Genomic DNA, 16,838 nt, shown 5'->3' on the forward strand with positions numbered 1-16,838 from the left:
CCTACGACCGCCAAGGCAACCTCCTCAGCGTCGAAGACGGCCACTGGGCGCTGGCTTACGAGTACGACAAACAAAACCGCCTCACTGCTGAGCACCAGGGCTGGGGCACCTTGCGCTATGGCTACGATGCCTGCGGGCAATTAAAAGATCTGCGCCTGCCCGACAACAACCGCCTCACCTTCAACCACGATAAAGGCGGCCATCTCGCCACCGTCGAACTCAACGGTGACGTGCTCACCTCGCATCTATTCAACGCTGGTCGCGAACACCAACGCCAACAAGGCCAACTGCTCAGCCACTACCACTACGATGACCAAAACCGCCTGCACGCCCACGCCGTCACCCAGCAAGGAAACCACCTTTACCAACGCCAATACGACTACGACAAAGCCGGCAACCTCACCCGCCTGCTCGACACCCGCAAAGGCGAACACCGTTACCGCTACGATCCGCTCCAGCGCCTGACCCGCGCCGATCACTCGCAGGATGTGCAGGAGCGTTTCGGCCACAACCCCGCCGGTAATTTACTCATGCAAGACAGGCCGGGCCCGGACATCGTGGCGGGTAATCGGTTGATGATCCAAGGCGATCACCATTACGACTATGACGCCTTCGGCAACCTGATCCGCGAACGGCGTGGCAAAGGTCATTCACTCGTCACCGAGTACCGCTACGACTGCCAGCACCGGCTGATCGGCGTCACCAAGCCCAACGGCCAAACCGCGAGCTATCGCTATGACCCGTTTGGTCGGCGCATCAGCAAAACCATCGAAGAGAAAACCACGGAGTTCTTCTGGCAAGGCGACAAGCTGATCGCCGAACACCACGCCGATCACCATCGCAGCTACCTCTACGAACCGGACAGCTTCCGTCCGCTGGCACTGCTGGAAGGCTTCGGGCCGGAAGAGACCAAGCCCTACCACTACCAACTCGACCACCTCGGCACACCGCAGGAACTTACAACGCCCGACGGCGAAATCGTCTGGTCCGCCCACTACCGCGCCTACGGCGAAATCAGCCGCCTCGACGGCGGCAAAGTCGACAACCCTCTACGTTTCCAAGGCCAGTACTACGACCAGGAAAGTGGTCTGCACTACAACCGGCATCGCTACTACCACCCGAATATCGGTCGTTACCTGACGCCCGATCCGGTGAAGCTGGCGGGTGGGATCAATGGGTACCAGTACGTGCCCAACCCTACAGGCTGGGTAGACCCTCTAGGTCTGAACAATTGTCCAGGTGAAAACAAGTGCCAGCAGAGTAGTCGTGAAGGTCCAGAGGCACTGCCGCAGGCTAATGAATACAGCACACCCACACCTAAGAGCCCAAATGCGCGACCTGATATGGGCTACCACAAGGAGACCTATGCCAGTAAACCTGTAAATCCGGAAGAAACCGTTCATAAATGGGAAGAGTTTTTGGGACCTCCCCCTCATACGAATACCAACCCACGAACAGGCAAACCTGATAAAGACAGAATTGTTTCCAGCGATGCAAAAAGAAGCATCCGTTACGGCGCTCATGAAATGAACAGCAAGCCAAGCAAGCATCATTATCATGAGGAAACATGGACACTTGAACTGAAGACCAACACGATGAATATAGACAATACTGTCGTACGGGTCCCATTAACGAAGAAGTGAAATGAAAATACGAACGACTGACGTTTTTTCCGTCCAAGACACTTTATGTGTGGAGTTCAGCTCGCTTTTTGGAAATGGCATAGCTTTCTGGCATGGCACCAAGCCCAACATCGGTGATGTTTTGGATGTGGAATTAGAATTGGATGAAGTATTTTCCTGGAAGGAAAATATTGATCTTTCTTCTGACACAACGCCAAAAATCACGGTAAACGATGGCATACAGATAATAACTGGCGAGCTTATTAACGATGCAGACGGCTGTGCAGTACTAAAGATAGGGGATTCAGTAATCCTCGTAGAGCTAGACCAGCCAATGCCGCACGAGCTCGGCTTCGTTGATGTCAGAGCTACCGCCATTCATCTTTACCCAACTAATATCTAAAAATTTTAGACACTCAAACATCCAATCATCGGCTTGCCCCCTCGACAGTGAGCCGAATGACCAGCACAATCGGCTCACCATATGAGCCGAATAACCCCTACATTCGACTCAGTACCTAGGTACTCCTTCCATGGATCACCCCCGCTGGATCTGGCAACACCTCGACTGGCCCCATTTCCACTGGCAGCCCGGACGCTTGGCTGCTTTGCTGCGCGAATGCAGTCACTCCCAGGGCAAACTCCTGGGCATGCTCGGCTCCGCTGGTCAGGCAGCCAGTGCGCAGAACGAACTGGACGCGCTGCTGCAAAACATCCTGACCTCCTCCGCTATTGAAGGCGAGCAACTGAATGTCGGCTCGGTGCGGTCCTCCCTGGCGCGACGGTTAGGCCTGGAGGCCACGAAAGCCGGTCAGGTAAGCCGCCGTAGCGAAGGCCTCGCTGATCTGATGATGGATGCCACCGAGCAATTCGCCAAACCGTTCACCTATTCGCGTCTGATGCATTGGCACCATTTGCTGTTTCCAACTTCGCAAGCGAGCGTTTCCACGCGCGCGATGAATGTCGGGGAGCTGCGGGGGGATGAGCAGATGCAGGTGGTATCGGGCCGTCTTGACCACCCTACCGTGCATTTTGAGGCGCCGCCACGCGCGGGGCTGAAGCAGGCGCTCGATGACTTTCTTGAGTGGTTCGAACTGAGCCGCAGTCAACCTGAACTGGACCCCTTCATACGTGCCGGCGTTGCGCATTTCTGGTTTATCACGCTTCACCCGTTCGATGACGGCAATGGTCGCCTGACACGCGCCATCACTGACTTGGCCTTGGCCCAGGGCGACCATCACGCGATACGCTTTTATGCGATGTCAGCCAGTATCCTTGAGGACCGCCAGGGCTATTACAACGCATTGGAGTCCAGCCAAAAGGCCACGCTCGATATCACGGATTGGCTCGAGTGGTTTCTGAGAACGTTGTTGCGCAGCCTGCACCAGGCAATGACGCGGATAGATCGTGTGTTGAGCAAGACGCGATTCTGGGACCATCACCGCAGCGCTGCTTTGTCTGTCGAACAGACCAAGGTGCTCAACCGCCTGCTCGACGGCGGTGAAAGGGGTTTCGAACAGGGCATCAGCGCCGCGCAGTACCAGGCGGTGGCCAAGGTATCCAAGGCAACGGCCACGCGGCACCTGGCTGACCTGCTGGAAAAAAACTGCCTGATCCGTCTGCCCGGAGGCGGTCGCAGTACGCGTTATCAGATTAATACTGCGGGCGAGTAAGCCCCCACTCATTTGCCCCAATCCCCCATGTCTGCTAGTGTCGCGCCGGTTTACCGTCTACCGGAATTGCCGCCATGGCCCGCAAAAAAGTTGCACTCGATTTCGAACAATCCCTCGCCGACCTGCAAACCCTGGTCGAGCGTCTGGAGAACGGCGAGTTGTCGCTGGAAGACTCGTTGACGGCGTTTGAGCAAGGCATCGGCCTGACGCGTGACTGCCAGAGCGCGTTGGCGCAGGCTGAGCAAAAAGTGCAGGTGTTGCTTGAGCGCGACGGGGAGTTGGCCGAAGAACCTTTCGATGCGGAACAACCCGAATGATCGATGCGTATCAGGCCAGTAGCCAAGCCCGGGTAAATGCGGCGCTGGAGCCCTTGTTTGTTGCGCCGAGCCCGGAAATGAAGCGGCTTTACGAGGCCATGCGCTACAGCGTGATGAATGGCGGCAAGCGTGTGCGCCCGTTGCTGGCGTACGCCGCGTGTGAAGCGCTGGGGGCGCCGGCCGAACAGGCCAATGGCGCGGCCTGTGCGGTAGAACTGATTCACGCCTATTCCCTGGTACATGACGATCTGCCGGCGATGGACGATGACGATCTGCGTCGCGGCCAGCCGACCACTCATAAAGCCTTTGATGAAGCCTATGCGATCCTGGCCGGTGATGGCCTGCAGAGCCTGGCGTTCAGCGCATTGCTGGACCCGGCGCTGAGCAGCGTCAACGCCGAGATCCGCCTGCGCATGGTCACCGCCCTGGCCCTGGCCGCAGGCCCGGCCGGGATGGTCGGCGGGCAGGCGATCGATATGGGTTCGGTCAGCCTCAAGCTGGATCAACAAGCCCTGGAACACATGCATCGTCACAAGACCGGCGCGCTGATCGAAGCCGCCGTGCAACTGGGCGCCCTGGCCAGTGGCCGGGCTGAAGCGGGGCAATTGGCGGCGCTGCAAACCTATTCACGGGCGATCGGCCTGGCCTTCCAGGTGCAGGACGATATCCTCGACGTGGAAAGCGACACCGCGACCCTGGGCAAACGCCAGGGCGCCGATATCGCACGGGACAAGCCGACCTATCCTGCGCTGCTCGGGCTTGCGGCCGCCAAGGCCTACGCCCTGGAACTGCGCGATCAAGCCCTGGACGCCCTGCGACCTTTCGACGCGGCAGCTGGGCCGTTGCGTGATCTGGCGCGGTATATCGTCGAACGTCGCCACTGACTCGTGCGGCCATAAGCGCCGCAAATTGGCCAAGTTCGCCCCTCTGCGTGGGCAGTTTGCAATGCTTGAGGTAAACTGCCGCCTCTTCTATACCTATAACGATTCGCCTGATGCCCACGACGTTCCTAGAGATTCCCCGCAAGCGCCCGTCCACGCCTTTGCTCGACCGTGCTGCCACGCCGGACGGCCTGCGTCGACTGGGTGAAGCCGAGCTGGAAACCCTGGCCGATGAACTGCGCCTGGAATTGCTCTACACGGTCGGCCAGACCGGTGGGCATTTCGGTGCCGGGCTGGGCGTGATCGAGCTGACCATCGCCCTGCACTACGTATTCGACACCCCGGACGACCGGCTGGTGTGGGACGTGGGCCACCAGGCGTATCCGCATAAAATCCTTACCGGCCGTCGCGAGCGCATGGCCAGCCTGCGCCAGAAGGACGGTATCGCCGCCTTCCCACGCCGCTCGGAAAGCGAGTACGACACCTTTGGCGTCGGCCATTCCAGCACGTCCATCAGCGCAGCGCTGGGCATGGCGATTGCGGCCCGCCTGCAAGGCAGTGAGCGCAAGGCGATCGCGGTGATCGGTGATGGCGCGCTGACTGCGGGCATGGCCTTCGAAGCGCTGAACCATGCACCGGAAGTGGATGCCAACATGTTGGTGATCCTCAACGACAACGACATGTCGATTTCGCGCAATGTCGGTGGCTTGTCCAACTACCTGGCGAAAATCCTCTCCAGCCGCACCTACGCCAGCATGCGCGAAGGCAGCAAGAAAGTGCTGTCGCGTCTGCCCGGCGCGTGGGAAATTGCCCGTCGCACCGAAGAATATGCCAAGGGCATGCTGGTGCCCGGCACCTTGTTCGAAGAATTGGGCTGGAATTACATCGGCCCTATCGACGGCCATGACCTGCCCACCCTGATCGCCACGCTGCGCAATATGCGTGACCTCAAGGGCCCGCAGTTCCTGCATATCGTCACCAAGAAAGGCAAAGGCTTCGCCCCGGCGGAAGTCGACCCGATCGGTTACCACGCGATCACCAAGCTCGAACCCCTGGACGCCCCCGCCGCAGCGCCGAAAAAGGCCAGCGGCCCGAAGTATTCCGGCGTGTTTGGCGAATGGCTGTGCGACATGGCCGCCGCCGACCCGCGCCTGGTAGGCATTACCCCGGCGATGAAGGAAGGCTCCGATCTGGTGGCCTTCAGCGAGCGTTTCCCGCTGCGCTATTTCGACGTGGCGATTGCCGAGCAGCACGCGGTGACCTTCGCCGCCGGCATGGCCTGTGAAGGCGCCAAACCGGTGGTCGCGATTTACTCGACCTTCCTGCAGCGCGGTTATGACCAATTGGTGCATGACGTGGCGGTGCAGAACCTCGACGTATTGTTCGCCATCGACCGCGCCGGTCTCGTCGGCGAAGACGGCCCGACCCACGCCGGCAGTTTCGACCTGTCCTACCTGCGCTGCATCCCCGGCATGCTGGTGATGACGCCGAGCGACGAGAACGAATTGCGCAAGATGCTCAGCACCGGCCACCTGTACAACGGCCCCGCCGCCGTGCGCTATCCGCGCGGCAATGGCCCGAATGCGGTGATCGACAAAGACCTGGAGGCGATTGAAATCGGCAAGGGTATCGTGCGTCGCCAGGGCAGCAAGGCGGCCTTCCTGGTGTTCGGCGTGCAACTGGCCGAGGCCCTTAAAGTCGCTGAGAAAATCGATGCCACCGTGGTCGACATGCGGTTCGTCAAACCACTGGATGAAGCCCTGGTGCGCGAGATTGCCGGTAGTCACGAGCTGCTGGTAACGGTCGAAGAAAACGCCATCATGGGCGGCGCCGGTGCGGCGGTCAGTGAGTTCCTGGCACGGGAGAATATCCTCAAGTCGGTGCTGCACCTGGGCTTGCCGGATGTCTACGTCGAACATGCCAAGCCAGCGCAGATGCTGGCTGAGTGCGGGTTGGATGAAGCCGGCATCGAAGCGTCGGTGCGCCAGCGTTTGGCGCTCTTGAATCCGTAACCGGATCCAAGTGTGGGAGGGGGCTTGCCCCCGATAGCGGTGTATCAGTTGTAGCTATTGTGACTGAACCACTGCAATCGGGGGCAAGCCCCCTCCCACATTTGATCTGTGCAACCTTGAAACGCTATGGACAGCCCATGAAACGCCTGTACGTTGCACTGCTGCTTCTGCCTGCCTCGAACCTGCTCGCCGACACCCGCGACCAGGCCTTGAAGCTCTCCGACGTGCTCATCAGCGCCAACCGCCAGGTACAGGCGCGTAACGACAGCAGCGCCGCCAACACCGTATTCACCCGCGCCGATATCGACCGCCTGCAGCCCGGCAGCGTCACCGACCTGCTCAGCCGCGTGCCCGGCGTGCAAGTGGCGCCCACCGGTGGCCGTGGCAGTCTGCCGGGCATCTACATTCGCGGTACAAAATCTGCGCAGAGTCTGGTGCTGGTGGACGGCCAGCGGATCGCCAATACCACCTCGGGCGACAGCGGCCTGCAATACCTCAACGTCGACCAGATCGAGCGTGTGGAAGTGCTGCGCGGCTCACGTTCGGTGATTTACGGCAGCGATGCGATTGGCGGGGTGATCCAGGTGTTTACCCGGCGCAACGCCGAGCAAGGCTTGCAACCGCGCTTGAAACTGGGCGTTGGCAGCAATCAGACCTGGGAGCGCAGCCTGGGCCTGTCGGGCGGCGATGAACAGACGCGCTTCAACCTGGGCGCCAGCCTGGATGAAACGGCCGGCATCAACTCGACCCATCAGTCGTTTCCCAGCGACGGCGACCACGACGCCTACCGCAATCAGTCCCTGAGCCTGAACCTCAGCCACTCGTTCAGCGATGCGCTGGAGCTGGGCTTCAACCTCTTGGATAACCGCGGCAAGTCGGAGTACGACAACAGCTTCGGGCGCTACGACTTCGCTACCGGGCAAAGCTTCGGCCAGAAACCCTACACCGATTACACCGTCAGCAGCGCCAGCGGCTATGTCGCCGCCACCCTCAGCGAAGCCTGGCAGTCGCGCCTGGAGGTGGGCCACAGCGAAAACCGTGACACCAAGCGCGATACCCTCAGCGATGATTTCAGCGTGTTCAACACCTACCGCGATTCGGTCAACTGGCAGAACGACCTGACGCTGAACGAGCGCAACAGCCTGATCGTCGGTGGCGACTGGTACCAAGACCGCTTCCACGGTTCCACCGCGTTTACCGAAGACAGTCGCTGGAACCGTGCCGCTTTCGTGCAGCATCGCTTTCATGCTCAATGGTTTTCCACCGAACTGGGCCTGCGCCGCGACCAGAACCAGCAGTTCGGCGGTCAGAACAGCTGGAGCGGCACCCTGACAGTGCCGATCAACCCTGACAATGACGTGTTGTTCAGCTACAGCGAAGGCTTGCGTGCGCCAACCTTCAACGATCTCTATTACCCCGACACGCAGTACAGCAATCCCAACCTGCAGCCTGAGACGTCAAAAAGCTACGAGGTGCAATGGCGCAGCCAACTGGCGCAGAGCACGCGCCTGGAAGCCTCGCTGTACCGCACCGACCTGAGCGATGCGATCATCCTCGACGCAGGCAAGCCTCAGAACGTAGCGTCGGCGCGAATCAATGGTGTTGAAGCGGCGCTCAAACAAGAGTTGTTTGGCTGGCAGGGCAACCTGGGCGTGTCGCTGATCGACCCGCGTGACCGCGACAGCGGCCATACCCTGGCGCGTCGCGCACGGCGCACGTTGAACCTGGACCTGGATCGGCAGTTCGATAAGGTCGGTGTGGGCGCGAGCTGGCAGGCGATCAGCAGCAGTTACGATGACGAAGCCAATCGTAATCGTCTGGGCGGGTATGCGTTGCTGGGGCTGCGCAGCCGTTGGGCGTTGAACCGCGAAGTTTCGTTGTCGCTGAAGGTCGATAACGTGCTGGACACGTCTTATGCGCGGGCGAAGTACAGCTACCTCGAGGGGTATCAGAATTATCGCGAAGCAGGCCGGACGTGGATGCTCGGGGTGACCTGGGCACCTGAGATTTGAGTTGTCTGAAGCGGCGTCATCGCAGGCAAGCCAGCTCCCACATTTGACATGCATTCCCCTGTGGGAGCTGGCTTGCCTGCGATAGCGATGTCAGAGGTTCGGCGCAATCACCTGACACAACCGCGCCACCGCCTCCAGCATCTGCCCACTGGGCCGCTCCAGGCCCTTGTCCGGTACCAACCGAACGCGCTCGAACAGGGTCGGCCAGACCTTCCAGGCCTCGCGCTGCGCCTGATCGCCTACCAGGATCAGTTGCGGATCACGCTGCAACACTGACTCGATACTGACCTGCGGCGCTGGCAGCTTGAGGTCGTCGAACACATTACGCGCCCCGCACACTTTCAACGCATCACTGATGATCTGCTCACCGCCCACGGTGTACAGCGGTTGGTTCCAGACCTGGTAAAACACGCGCAACGGCTCGGCGCGCTGATAGCGCTGGCGCAGTTCGGCGAGGCGCCGGCGCAGTTGGTCGGCCAACCCCAGGCCGGTGTCGGCTCGGCCCAATTGCTCGGCAATGGCCTGGACCTGGCGGGTCAATTGTTCGAGGTTATGGGGTTCGGCAACGTACACCGGGACATTCAGGCGCTGCAACTGCTCGCGCTGGGCCGGGCCGACGCTGCCGGGCCACAGCAGGATCAGGTCGGGCTTGAGGCTGAGCAGACGCTCCATGTCCAACTGGCCGTAACGCCCCACCGACGGCACGTTAACCAGCGCCGCCGGACGGTCGCCGCCATCGAGCACACCGACCACTAAGCCAGCGGCACCCAATTCGACCACGATTTCAGAGAGCGACGGCGCTAGACTGACAACGCGCTCGACCGCCCAGACCTGAGTGCTGAACACCAGCAGCAGCGCCAGCCAGTGGCGTCTCATCCCAGCTGACGCGGAATGCGATAGAGGTAAAACAGCACCGTCGTCGACAGCGCCAGCAAGAACAGCGGCACCGCTTCCAGGCCGACGAACACCGCCAACGCGCCGATCCAGGCCGGTAGCGCAGCCACCAGCAAGGCCGTGCGTCGGCGCGCCGCAAGGGTGATCCAGGCGGCGGGCTCTTCGGCAGTATCGAGGGCTTTGGACGTGGCGATCAGCGCGTGTTTATAGCCATGAAAATAACGCAGGCTGAGAAACATCGAGGCCACGCCGGCGATAAACAACGGCATGGCCAGTACGGGAAGCAAGGACCCGGCACGGCCGAACACCAGGTTGATCACAAACAATGGGAGCAATGCCAGGGCCAGGTACTGCCACCAGTTGAAGGACAGTCGCCGTTTCACCTGGCCGCGGGTCACGCGCGGTCGGCCTCGCCCTGATGCTCGTTGCCCATCATGTGGTCGAGCTTGCTGGCTTTGGTGGCCAGGTACAGTTTGTTATGCGGGTTGTGCCCGGTATGCAGCGGCACGCGCTCGGCCACAGTGATGCCCATTTCGGTCAAGGCTTTGACCTTGCGCGGGTTGTTGGTCATCAGGCGCAGCGACTTCACGCCCAGATGCTCGAGCATCGGCAGGCAGATGGCGTAGTCACGCTGGTCGGCGGCAAAGCCCAGGCGCTCGTTGGCCTCCACGGTGTCGGCACCGCCATCTTGCAATTCATAGGCGCGGATCTTGTTCAGCAGGCCGATGCCACGGCCTTCCTGACGCAAGTAAAGCAGCACGCCACGGCCCTCACGGGCGATAGCCTGCAACGCGGCTTCCAATTGCGAACCGCAGTCGCAACGCTGGCTGAACAGCGCGTCGCCGGTCAGGCATTCGGAATGCACGCGGCCCAGCACCGCTGCACCATCAGCGATATCGCCCAGGCTGAGCACAACGTGCTCGCGCCCGGTGGCCTCTTCGAGAAAGCCATGCATGGTGAATGTGGCAAAGGGGGTAGGCAGCTTGGAAGCGGCGACGAAAACGACGGGCACCGTGTGCTCCTGATTTCAGATTTCACAGAGGCAGGCATTGTAACAGCCTGTTCCTACACACGCTTAAGCTGAATTATCGCTGATAAAGATCAATGCGTTCGATTGGCCTTCGGCTTGGTTCTATGCAGGTCAGAACGGATACGGCTGCTTCCAGCGTTGAAAGATCGGTTTCAACTCGCCGGTTTTCACCAGCACGCCCATGCGCTGGTCATACAAGGTCCTCAGTATCTGCCCACGTTCGTTATCGGCAAAGCCTATGTAGAGCGGCAGTTGCGCGAGGTGGGTGAGTGTGAACCGCGACGGATCAGCGGCCTGACTGAGCACATACTCGGCTTCGGTGCGCGACTCGATGTAGAAGTCTGCATGGCCATGCTGCAGCATCGACAGGATACCGTCGCGGCGCTGGACCTGGTTGAAGCGACGCACGTTCGGCAGGTATTTCTCGTATTTGTAGCCACGCACCCAGGCCAGGCGGTAATCGCCGAGCGTCGCCAGGCTCGGCGTGGGCATCGTTACCAGGCCAAGGGCGTAGATCTGATCGGAGTCAAAGTGCCAGCGCGGATAAAGCACGTGCTCAGCTTCGTCGCGGTAGGAACCGACCCAACCGTCAACCTCGCCGCGCTGGGCCAAGCCGACCGAGCGGGTATAGGGCGCGCTGCGGATTTGCAGGGCGACGCCGGCCGGTTCGAAAACCCGACGTAACACGTCCCAGGCCAGGCCGCTGCCATCATTGTTGGTGTAGTCGCTCCACTCTTCGCTGACCAATATGATCTTGCCGGGCACTGGGGCTTCATGCGCCTGAAGCACAGTGGAAAAGACACACAGCATGATCGGCAGCCAGCGGCGCACACTCATTGTGAGGGGCTTCCTACGTGGAGATATTCATATGAAGGGTAGCGCAGGACGCCAGCTACGGCAGCTCGCGAAAATGCTGATAGCCGCGCACGACCGGTGTAATGTCTTGGCCATGCGCGTCGAGCAGTGTCACGCCCTGCCCCGCTTCGACCCGACCGATCACATGAACCGGCCAGCCGCCGGCCCGCAACGATGCCAGTTCGGCCGGCGGCAAGGTGAACAGCAGCACATAGTCATCGCCGCCACTCAATGCGGCTACGTGAGCCTCGTCGCGATCGACAAACGCCAGCAATGCCGCAGACAACGGCAAGGTGTCGCGTTCGATCAACAGGCTGACAGCCGATGCCCTGGCGATATGCCCGCAATCGGCCAGCAGCCCGTCGGAGATATCCATGGCCGAAGTCGCTTTACCCCGCAGCGCCAGCCCCAAGGCCAGCTGCGGTTGCGGTGACCAGTAGTGGGCGAGCAGCGGCTCGGCGATGGCCGCTTGCGCGCTGCGCTGGCCCAATACCAGCGGCAAGGCACCGGCCGCGTTGCCCAATTCGCCACCGACACACAGCAAATCACCTGGCCGTGCACCGCCGCGCGTCAAGGCCAGCCCGGCCGGCACGCGACCGAATACGGTCAAGGTCAGGCTCAGCGGCCCGCGCGTGGTATCGCCGCCCACCAGGCCCACACCGCAGCGTAGCGCCATGGCGTTCAAACCTTGGGCATAGCGTTGCAACCAGTCGGCTTCGACGGCCGGCGTGGTCAGGGCAAGGGTAAACGCGAGGGGATGGGCGCCCATGGCGGCCAGGTCGCTCACCGCCACGGCCAGCGAGCGCTGGCCGAGCAGGAACGGGTCACACGGGTCGGCAAAATGTACGCCGGCCACTAACGTGTCAGTGGAGACTGCCAGTTGCTCCCCGGCGGGGAGCGCCAGCAAGGCGCAGTCGTCGCCGATCCCCAGTGCAATGCCTTCGCCGCCTTGCGCGCAGGGCGCGGCGGCGAAATAGTTGCGGATCAGCTCGAACTCACCCATCGAGGACTCAAGCGCGACTTAGCGCTTGTGTTCCTTCACTTCGGCTTCACGCAGGCGCGGGGCCAGCTTGTCGAGCACGCCATTGACGAACTTGTGGCCGTCGGTCGAACCGTAGACTTTCGCCAGTTCGATGCCTTCGTTGATCACCACGCGGTACGGTACGTCGACGCGCTTGAGCAGTTCCCAAGTGGACAGGCGCAGCACGGCCAGTTCAACCGGGTCCAGCTCCTCGAGGGTCAGGTCCAGGCAGGGTGCCAAAGCCTTGTCGATCTCGTCCAGGTTGGCCGGCACACCGTGCAGGATGTCGTGGAAGTAGCTCTGGTCGGCGAAGGTGAAATCGTTATCGACGCGAAATTGCGCTTCGATTTCGTTCAGCGCAGTGCCGGCCATGTGGCGCTGGTACAGCGCCTGGGTCGCCAGCTGGCGCGCCGCACGACGCTTTTCGCTTTTCGAAGGCTTGCCGGCGTCGGCTGGACGCTCGTCGCGCGGGTTGAAACGATCGCTCTCGTCGGAAATCACTTGGCCTCCAACTGCGACAGCAGGCTGACCATTTCCAGGGCGGACAGGGCAGCTTCAGCGCCTTTGTTACCGGCCTTGGTGCCGGAACGTTCGATGGCTTGCTCGATGGAATCAACGGTCAGCACGCCGAAAGCGACGGGCACGCCAAACTCCATGGACACCTGGGCCAGGCCCTTGGTGCATTCGCCGGCCACGTATTCGAAGTGCGGGGTACCGCCACGAATGACCGCGCCCAGGGCGATGATTGCCGCGTATTCACCCTGCTGGGCAACTTTTTGCGCAACCAGTGGAATTTCGAAGGCGCCAGGGGCACGGATAAGGGTGATGTCGCTCTCGCTCACACCGTGGCGAACCAGGGCGTCAACGGCACCGCTTACCAGGCTTTCAACCACGAAGCTGTTGAAGCGGCCAACCACCAGGGCATAGCGGCCTTTGGGGGCGATGAAGGTACCTTCGATGGTCTTCAGGGTCATTCGACAAATCTCTTAAAGAGCCGGGACGCGAAAAGTGCGTCCCTCAGTGATGATTTAACCGCGAACAAGGGGCAAAAATCGCCAGCCTTTATTCGGAGGGCACGTATTCTACAACTTCCAGGTCGAATCCGGATATCGCATTAAATTTCATCGGTGCGCTCATCAGGCGCATTTTGCGTACACCGAGGTCGCGCAGGATCTGCGAACCGGCACCGACGATGCTGTAGGTAGTCGGTTTTTTCACCGGCACGTGGTCGGCTGTTTCGCGGATATGCGCCAGCAGTACATCGCCATCCAGCGGGTGGCCAAGCAACAGCACCACGCCACTGCCCGCCTCGGAAACCGCGGCCATGGCGGCGCGCAGGCTCCAACGCCCGGGTTGCTTGACCATCAACAGGTCGCGTAGCGGGTCCATGTTGTGCACGCGCACCAGGGTCGGCTCTTCGGCGCAGATGGTGCCCAGGGTCAGGGCCATGTGCACATCGCCTTCCACTGAATCACGGTAGGTCACCAGATTGAATTGGCCCAGTTCGCTGTCCAGCGGCTGCTCGGCAATCCGCTGAACGGTACGTTCGTGGATCATGCGGTAGTGGATCAGGTCGGCAATGGTGCCGATCTTGAGGTTGTGTTCGGCGGCAAAGGCTTCGAGCTCACTGCGACGGGCCATGGTGCCGTCGTCGTTCATCACCTCGCAGATCACTCCGCTGGGCTCGAACCCGGCCATGCGCGCCAGATCGCACGCGGCTTCGGTGTGACCGGCACGCGCCAGGGTGCCGCCCGGCTGGGCCATCAAAGGGAAGATGTGGCCCGGGCTGACGATGTCTTCGGCCTTGGCGTCTTTCGCAGCGGCGGCCTGCACGGTGCGGGCGCGGTCAGCGGCGGAAATGCCGGTGGTGACGCCGGTGGTGGCTTCAATCGATACGGTGAACTTGGTACCAAACCCCGAGCCATTGCGCGGCGCCATCAGCGGCAGCTTGAGCAATTCGCAGCGTTCACGGCTCATGGGCATGCAGATCAGCCCACGGGCGTGCTTGGCCATGAAGTTGATGTGCTCGGGCTTGCACGCCTCGGCGGCCATGATGATGTCGCCTTCATTCTCGCGATCTTCGTCATCCATCAGGATGACCATCTTGCCTTGGCGGATGTCTTCAACCAGTTCTTCGATGCTATTGAGCGCCACGCGGCACCCCCTTGGTCAGGATTTCAGGTAGCCGTTAGCGGCCAGAAAACTTTCGGTGATGTTGCCTGATGCAGGCTCTGCGGCCTTTTCGCCCATCAACAGGCGCTCCAGGTAACGGGCAAGCAAGTCCACTTCCAGGTTCACCCGCCGGCCTGGCTGGTAGGAGGCCATGATGGTTTCGCTGAGGGTGTGGGGAATGATGGTCAGTTCGAATTCGGCGCCATTGACGGCGTTCACGGTCAGGCTGGTGCCGTCGACGGTGATCGAGCCTTTATGGGCGATGTACTTGGCCAGCTCTTTCGGCGCACGGATACGAAATTCCACGGCGCGTGCGTTTTCGCTACGGGCCACCACTTCGCCAACGCCGTCGACATGGCCGCTGACCAGGTGGCCGCCCAGGCGCGTGGTCGGCGTCAGGGCTTTTTCCAGGTTGACCGGGCTGCCGGCCGCAAGATCGCTCATTGCAGTGCAGTCCAGGGTCTCGCGGCTGACATCGGCGGCAAAGCCATTACCCGGCAGCTCGACGACGGTCAGGCACACACCGCTGACGGCGATGCTGTCGCCCAGCTTGACGTCGCCCAGGTCGAGCTTGCCGGTTTCAACCAGCAGGCGAATGTCGCCGCCTTTGGGGGTCATTGCACGGATGCTGCCGATGGACTCGATAATACCGGTGAACATGTCGTTCTCCTGAAAGCGGGGGGCTGACGCTCAAGCGCAGGCCCGGAATTATACGCACGCTGGCGCAAGCGGGACGGCGGTGACTCGCCAGTCGTCGCCCACAGCGCGCATGTCAGTGATCTTGAGTTGGGGAGCATCGGCCAGCTTCTCAAGCGGCCAGTCCAGCAAAGGCCGGGCAGCGGAGCCGAGGAACTTGCCGGCGACAAAAATCACGTACTCGTCGACCAGCCCTTGCTGGGCAAACGCGCCCGCCAGGCTCGGGCCGGCTTCCACCAGCACTTCGTTGACGCCACGGTTGGCAAGCGCCACCAGTGCCGAACGCAGGTCGACCTGGCCCTCCACACCCGGTACCACCAGGCACTCGGGGCCACGGGGGAACTGGTTTTCCGCGGTCACGCACGTGATAACCAACGCCGGGCCCGCCTTGAAGAACGGCGCATCGAGCGGCACCCGCAGACGGCCGTCGATCAACACACGCAGCGGCGGGCGCGACATGGCCAGGGCGGTGGTCTCTGCATCCAGGCCCAGCTCGGCGGCGCGCACGGTCAGGCGGGCACCGTCGGCCAGCACCGTATCGGCACCGGTCAGCACCACGCTCGCTTCGGCGCGCAGGCGCTGCACGGCGGCACGCGCGGCGGGGCCGGTGATCCATTGGCTTTCGCCGCTGGCCATGGCGGTGCGCCCGTCCAGGCTCATCGCCAACTTGACCCGCACAAACGGCAGGCCGTGTTCCATCCGCTTGAGAAAGCCTGGGTTCAGCGCTCGCGCTTGAGCTTCCAGCACGCCGCTGCGAACCTCGATGCCGGCCTGGGCCAGGCGCTGCATGCCGCGCCCGGCCACTTCCGGGTTGGGGTCCTGCATGCCTGCCACCACACGCGCCACACCGGCTGTCACCAGCGCATCGGCGCACGGCGGCGTACGGCCATGGTGGCTGCAGGGCTCGAGGGTGACGTAGACCGTCGCGCCACGGGCCTTGTCACCGGCGGCGCGCAAGGCGTTGGGTTCGGCATGGGGCTCGCCGGTGCGCTCATGCCAGCCTTCGCCGACAATCTGCCCGTCACGCACAATCACGCAGCCCACCCGTGGGTTGGGGTGAGTGGTGTACAGGCCCTTGCGCGCCAATTCGAGGGCGCGGGCCATGTAATGGGCGTCGAGAATTGCCTGTTCAGAGGTCATTGTTTGGAGGGCTCACGGGCCAGTCGGTCGATCTCTTCGCGGAACTCATTGAGGTCCTGGAAGCGTCGATACACCGAGGCGAAACGGATATAGGCGACTTCGTCGAGCTTTTGCAGCTCGCCCATCACCAACTCGCCGACCACCAGGCTCTTGACCTCGCGCTCGCCGGTCGCGCGCAGCTTGTGCTTGATATGCGCCAGCGCCGCCTCCAGCCGCTCGACACTCACCGGGCGTTTTTCCAGGGCGCGCTGCATACCGGCGCGCAGTTTGTCTTCGTCGAAAGGCTGGCGGCTGCCGTCGGACTTGATCAGACGTGGCAATACCAGTTCGGCGGTTTCGAAGGTGGTGAAACGTTCACCGCAGCCAGAGGCCAGGCATTCGCGCCGGCGACGCACTTGATCGCCCTCGGCGACCAGACGCGAGTCAATGACCTTGGTGTCGTTGGCACCGCAGAAGGGACAGTGCATGGTTGGCAGGCAACAAATAAAGGGAGGGCCATGGTAGCGCATCCCC

General features: G+C 61.7%; 18 protein-coding genes. 7 read left to right on the forward strand and 11 right to left on the reverse strand.

Annotation, left to right across the window (positions count from 1 at the left end):
- The 7 genes from CIB54_RS19995 to CIB54_RS20025 form a co-directional block, all read left to right on the forward strand.
- Positions 1–1,643, forward strand: a 1,643-nt coding sequence (locus CIB54_RS19995; RefSeq protein WP_198557209.1) for an RHS repeat domain-containing protein, incomplete at its 5' end; no start/stop codon positions are given.
- A gap of 1 nt (position 1,644) precedes the next feature.
- Complete coding sequence (locus CIB54_RS20000; RefSeq protein ID WP_101220753.1) at positions 1,645–2,025, forward strand: hypothetical protein; 381 nt, start codon at positions 1,645–1,647, stop codon at positions 2,023–2,025.
- A gap of 130 nt (positions 2,026–2,155) precedes the next feature.
- Positions 2,156–3,295 carry a Fic family protein gene (locus CIB54_RS20005; protein WP_101220754.1) on the forward strand — a complete coding sequence of 380 codons (1,140 nt, stop codon included), beginning with the start codon at positions 2,156–2,158 and terminating at the stop codon, positions 3,293–3,295.
- A gap of 74 nt (positions 3,296–3,369) precedes the next feature.
- Positions 3,370–3,612, forward strand: a complete 243-nt coding sequence (locus tag CIB54_RS20010) for an exodeoxyribonuclease VII small subunit (RefSeq protein ID WP_003176346.1) — start codon at positions 3,370–3,372, stop codon at positions 3,610–3,612.
- Positions 3,609–4,496 (forward strand): polyprenyl synthetase family protein, encoded by an 888-nt coding sequence (locus CIB54_RS20015; RefSeq protein WP_101220755.1) that lies wholly within the window; start codon positions 3,609–3,611, stop codon positions 4,494–4,496. Before CIB54_RS20010 ends, CIB54_RS20015 begins: the two co-directional genes overlap by 4 nt.
- Positions 4,497–4,606: 110 nt before the next feature.
- Positions 4,607–6,505, forward strand: coding sequence for a 1-deoxy-D-xylulose-5-phosphate synthase (gene dxs / locus CIB54_RS20020; RefSeq protein ID WP_101220756.1), 1,899 nt, complete (start codon positions 4,607–4,609; stop codon positions 6,503–6,505).
- A gap of 137 nt (positions 6,506–6,642) precedes the next feature.
- Positions 6,643–8,517, forward strand: a complete 1,875-nt coding sequence (locus CIB54_RS20025; RefSeq protein ID WP_101220757.1) for a TonB-dependent receptor domain-containing protein — start codon at positions 6,643–6,645, stop codon at positions 8,515–8,517.
- 90 nt (positions 8,518–8,607) lie between these two features.
- On the opposite strand, the gene CIB54_RS20030 is transcribed toward CIB54_RS20025, so the two are convergent.
- From CIB54_RS20030 to nrdR, 11 genes are all read right to left on the reverse strand, one after another.
- The gene (locus CIB54_RS20030; RefSeq protein WP_101220758.1) at positions 8,608–9,393 is read right to left on the reverse strand and encodes a cobalamin-binding protein; all 786 of its coding nucleotides are present in this window, start codon (positions 9,391–9,393) and stop codon (positions 8,608–8,610) included.
- Positions 9,390–9,809, reverse strand: coding sequence for a nuclear fragile X mental retardation-interacting protein 1 (locus CIB54_RS20035; RefSeq protein ID WP_065949063.1), 420 nt, complete (start codon positions 9,807–9,809; stop codon positions 9,390–9,392). Before CIB54_RS20035 ends, CIB54_RS20030 begins: the two co-directional genes overlap by 4 nt.
- A complete protein-coding gene (gene ribA, locus CIB54_RS20040; RefSeq protein WP_065949064.1) occupies positions 9,806–10,423 on the reverse strand; it encodes a GTP cyclohydrolase II in 618 nt (205 codons plus the stop codon). Before ribA ends, CIB54_RS20035 begins: the two co-directional genes overlap by 4 nt.
- Before the next feature lie 129 nt (positions 10,424–10,552).
- Positions 10,553–11,278: a substrate-binding periplasmic protein gene (locus tag CIB54_RS20045; protein WP_101220759.1), complete on the reverse strand. Its 726-nt coding sequence runs from the start codon at positions 11,276–11,278 to the stop codon at positions 10,553–10,555.
- A gap of 55 nt (positions 11,279–11,333) precedes the next feature.
- A complete protein-coding gene (gene thiL, locus CIB54_RS20050; RefSeq protein WP_065949066.1) occupies positions 11,334–12,299 on the reverse strand; it encodes a thiamine-phosphate kinase in 966 nt (321 codons plus the stop codon).
- Between the two features lie 18 nt (positions 12,300–12,317).
- Positions 12,318–12,818 carry a transcription antitermination factor NusB gene (gene nusB / locus CIB54_RS20055; protein WP_065888385.1) on the reverse strand — a complete coding sequence of 167 codons (501 nt, stop codon included), beginning with the start codon at positions 12,816–12,818 and terminating at the stop codon, positions 12,318–12,320.
- On the reverse strand, positions 12,815–13,291 hold the full coding sequence (gene ribE, locus CIB54_RS20060; protein WP_003194576.1) for a 6,7-dimethyl-8-ribityllumazine synthase: 477 nt from the start codon (positions 13,289–13,291) through the stop codon (positions 12,815–12,817). The genes nusB and ribE overlap by 4 nt, the downstream gene beginning before the upstream one ends.
- An 88-nt stretch (positions 13,292–13,379) precedes the next feature.
- Entirely contained in the window at positions 13,380–14,471 is a 1,092-nt protein-coding gene (gene ribBA, locus CIB54_RS20065) for a bifunctional 3,4-dihydroxy-2-butanone-4-phosphate synthase/GTP cyclohydrolase II (protein WP_065949068.1), read from the reverse strand.
- Positions 14,472–14,486: 15 nt separating this feature from the next.
- Entirely contained in the window at positions 14,487–15,149 is a 663-nt protein-coding gene (locus CIB54_RS20070; RefSeq protein ID WP_065949069.1) for a riboflavin synthase, read from the reverse strand.
- A gap of 48 nt (positions 15,150–15,197) precedes the next feature.
- The gene (gene ribD / locus CIB54_RS20075; protein ID WP_065949070.1) at positions 15,198–16,325 is read right to left on the reverse strand and encodes a bifunctional diaminohydroxyphosphoribosylaminopyrimidine deaminase/5-amino-6-(5-phosphoribosylamino)uracil reductase RibD; all 1,128 of its coding nucleotides are present in this window, start codon (positions 16,323–16,325) and stop codon (positions 15,198–15,200) included.
- On the reverse strand, positions 16,322–16,792 hold the full coding sequence (nrdR, locus tag CIB54_RS20080; protein WP_057010308.1) for a transcriptional regulator NrdR: 471 nt from the start codon (positions 16,790–16,792) through the stop codon (positions 16,322–16,324). The genes ribD and nrdR overlap by 4 nt, the downstream gene beginning before the upstream one ends.
- Between the last annotated feature and the right edge of the window lie 46 nt (positions 16,793–16,838).

It is taken from the genome of Pseudomonas fluorescens, assembly GCF_002837185.1.
Classification (GTDB): Bacteria; Pseudomonadota; Gammaproteobacteria; order Pseudomonadales; family Pseudomonadaceae; genus Aquipseudomonas; species Aquipseudomonas fluorescens_AM.

Excerpts from the sequence above, each read along its gene's own strand:
- CIB54_RS20000 (WP_101220753.1), top strand. The coding sequence starts at position 1,645 with ATGAAAATACGAACGACTGACGTTTTTTCCGTCCAAGACACTTTATGT.
- CIB54_RS20005 (WP_101220754.1), top strand. The coding sequence starts at position 2,156 with ATGGATCACCCCCGCTGGATCTGGCAACACCTCGACTGGCCCCATTTC.
- CIB54_RS20010 (WP_003176346.1), top strand. The coding sequence starts at position 3,370 with ATGGCCCGCAAAAAAGTTGCACTCGATTTCGAACAATCCCTCGCCGAC.
- CIB54_RS20015 (WP_101220755.1), top strand. The coding sequence starts at position 3,609 with ATGATCGATGCGTATCAGGCCAGTAGCCAAGCCCGGGTAAATGCGGCG.
- dxs (WP_101220756.1), top strand. The coding sequence starts at position 4,607 with ATGCCCACGACGTTCCTAGAGATTCCCCGCAAGCGCCCGTCCACGCCT.
- CIB54_RS20025 (WP_101220757.1), top strand. The coding sequence starts at position 6,643 with ATGAAACGCCTGTACGTTGCACTGCTGCTTCTGCCTGCCTCGAACCTG.
- CIB54_RS20030 (WP_101220758.1), bottom strand. The coding sequence starts at position 9,393 with ATGAGACGCCACTGGCTGGCGCTGCTGCTGGTGTTCAGCACTCAGGTC.
- CIB54_RS20045 (WP_101220759.1), bottom strand. The coding sequence starts at position 11,278 with ATGAGTGTGCGCCGCTGGCTGCCGATCATGCTGTGTGTCTTTTCCACT.
- thiL (WP_065949066.1), bottom strand. The coding sequence starts at position 12,299 with ATGGGTGAGTTCGAGCTGATCCGCAACTATTTCGCCGCCGCGCCCTGC.
- ribE (WP_003194576.1), bottom strand. The coding sequence starts at position 13,291 with ATGACCCTGAAGACCATCGAAGGTACCTTCATCGCCCCCAAAGGCCGC.
- CIB54_RS20070 (WP_065949069.1), bottom strand. The coding sequence starts at position 15,149 with ATGTTCACCGGTATTATCGAGTCCATCGGCAGCATCCGTGCAATGACC.
- ribD (WP_065949070.1), bottom strand. The coding sequence starts at position 16,325 with ATGACCTCTGAACAGGCAATTCTCGACGCCCATTACATGGCCCGCGCC.
- nrdR (WP_057010308.1), bottom strand. The coding sequence starts at position 16,792 with ATGCACTGTCCCTTCTGCGGTGCCAACGACACCAAGGTCATTGACTCG.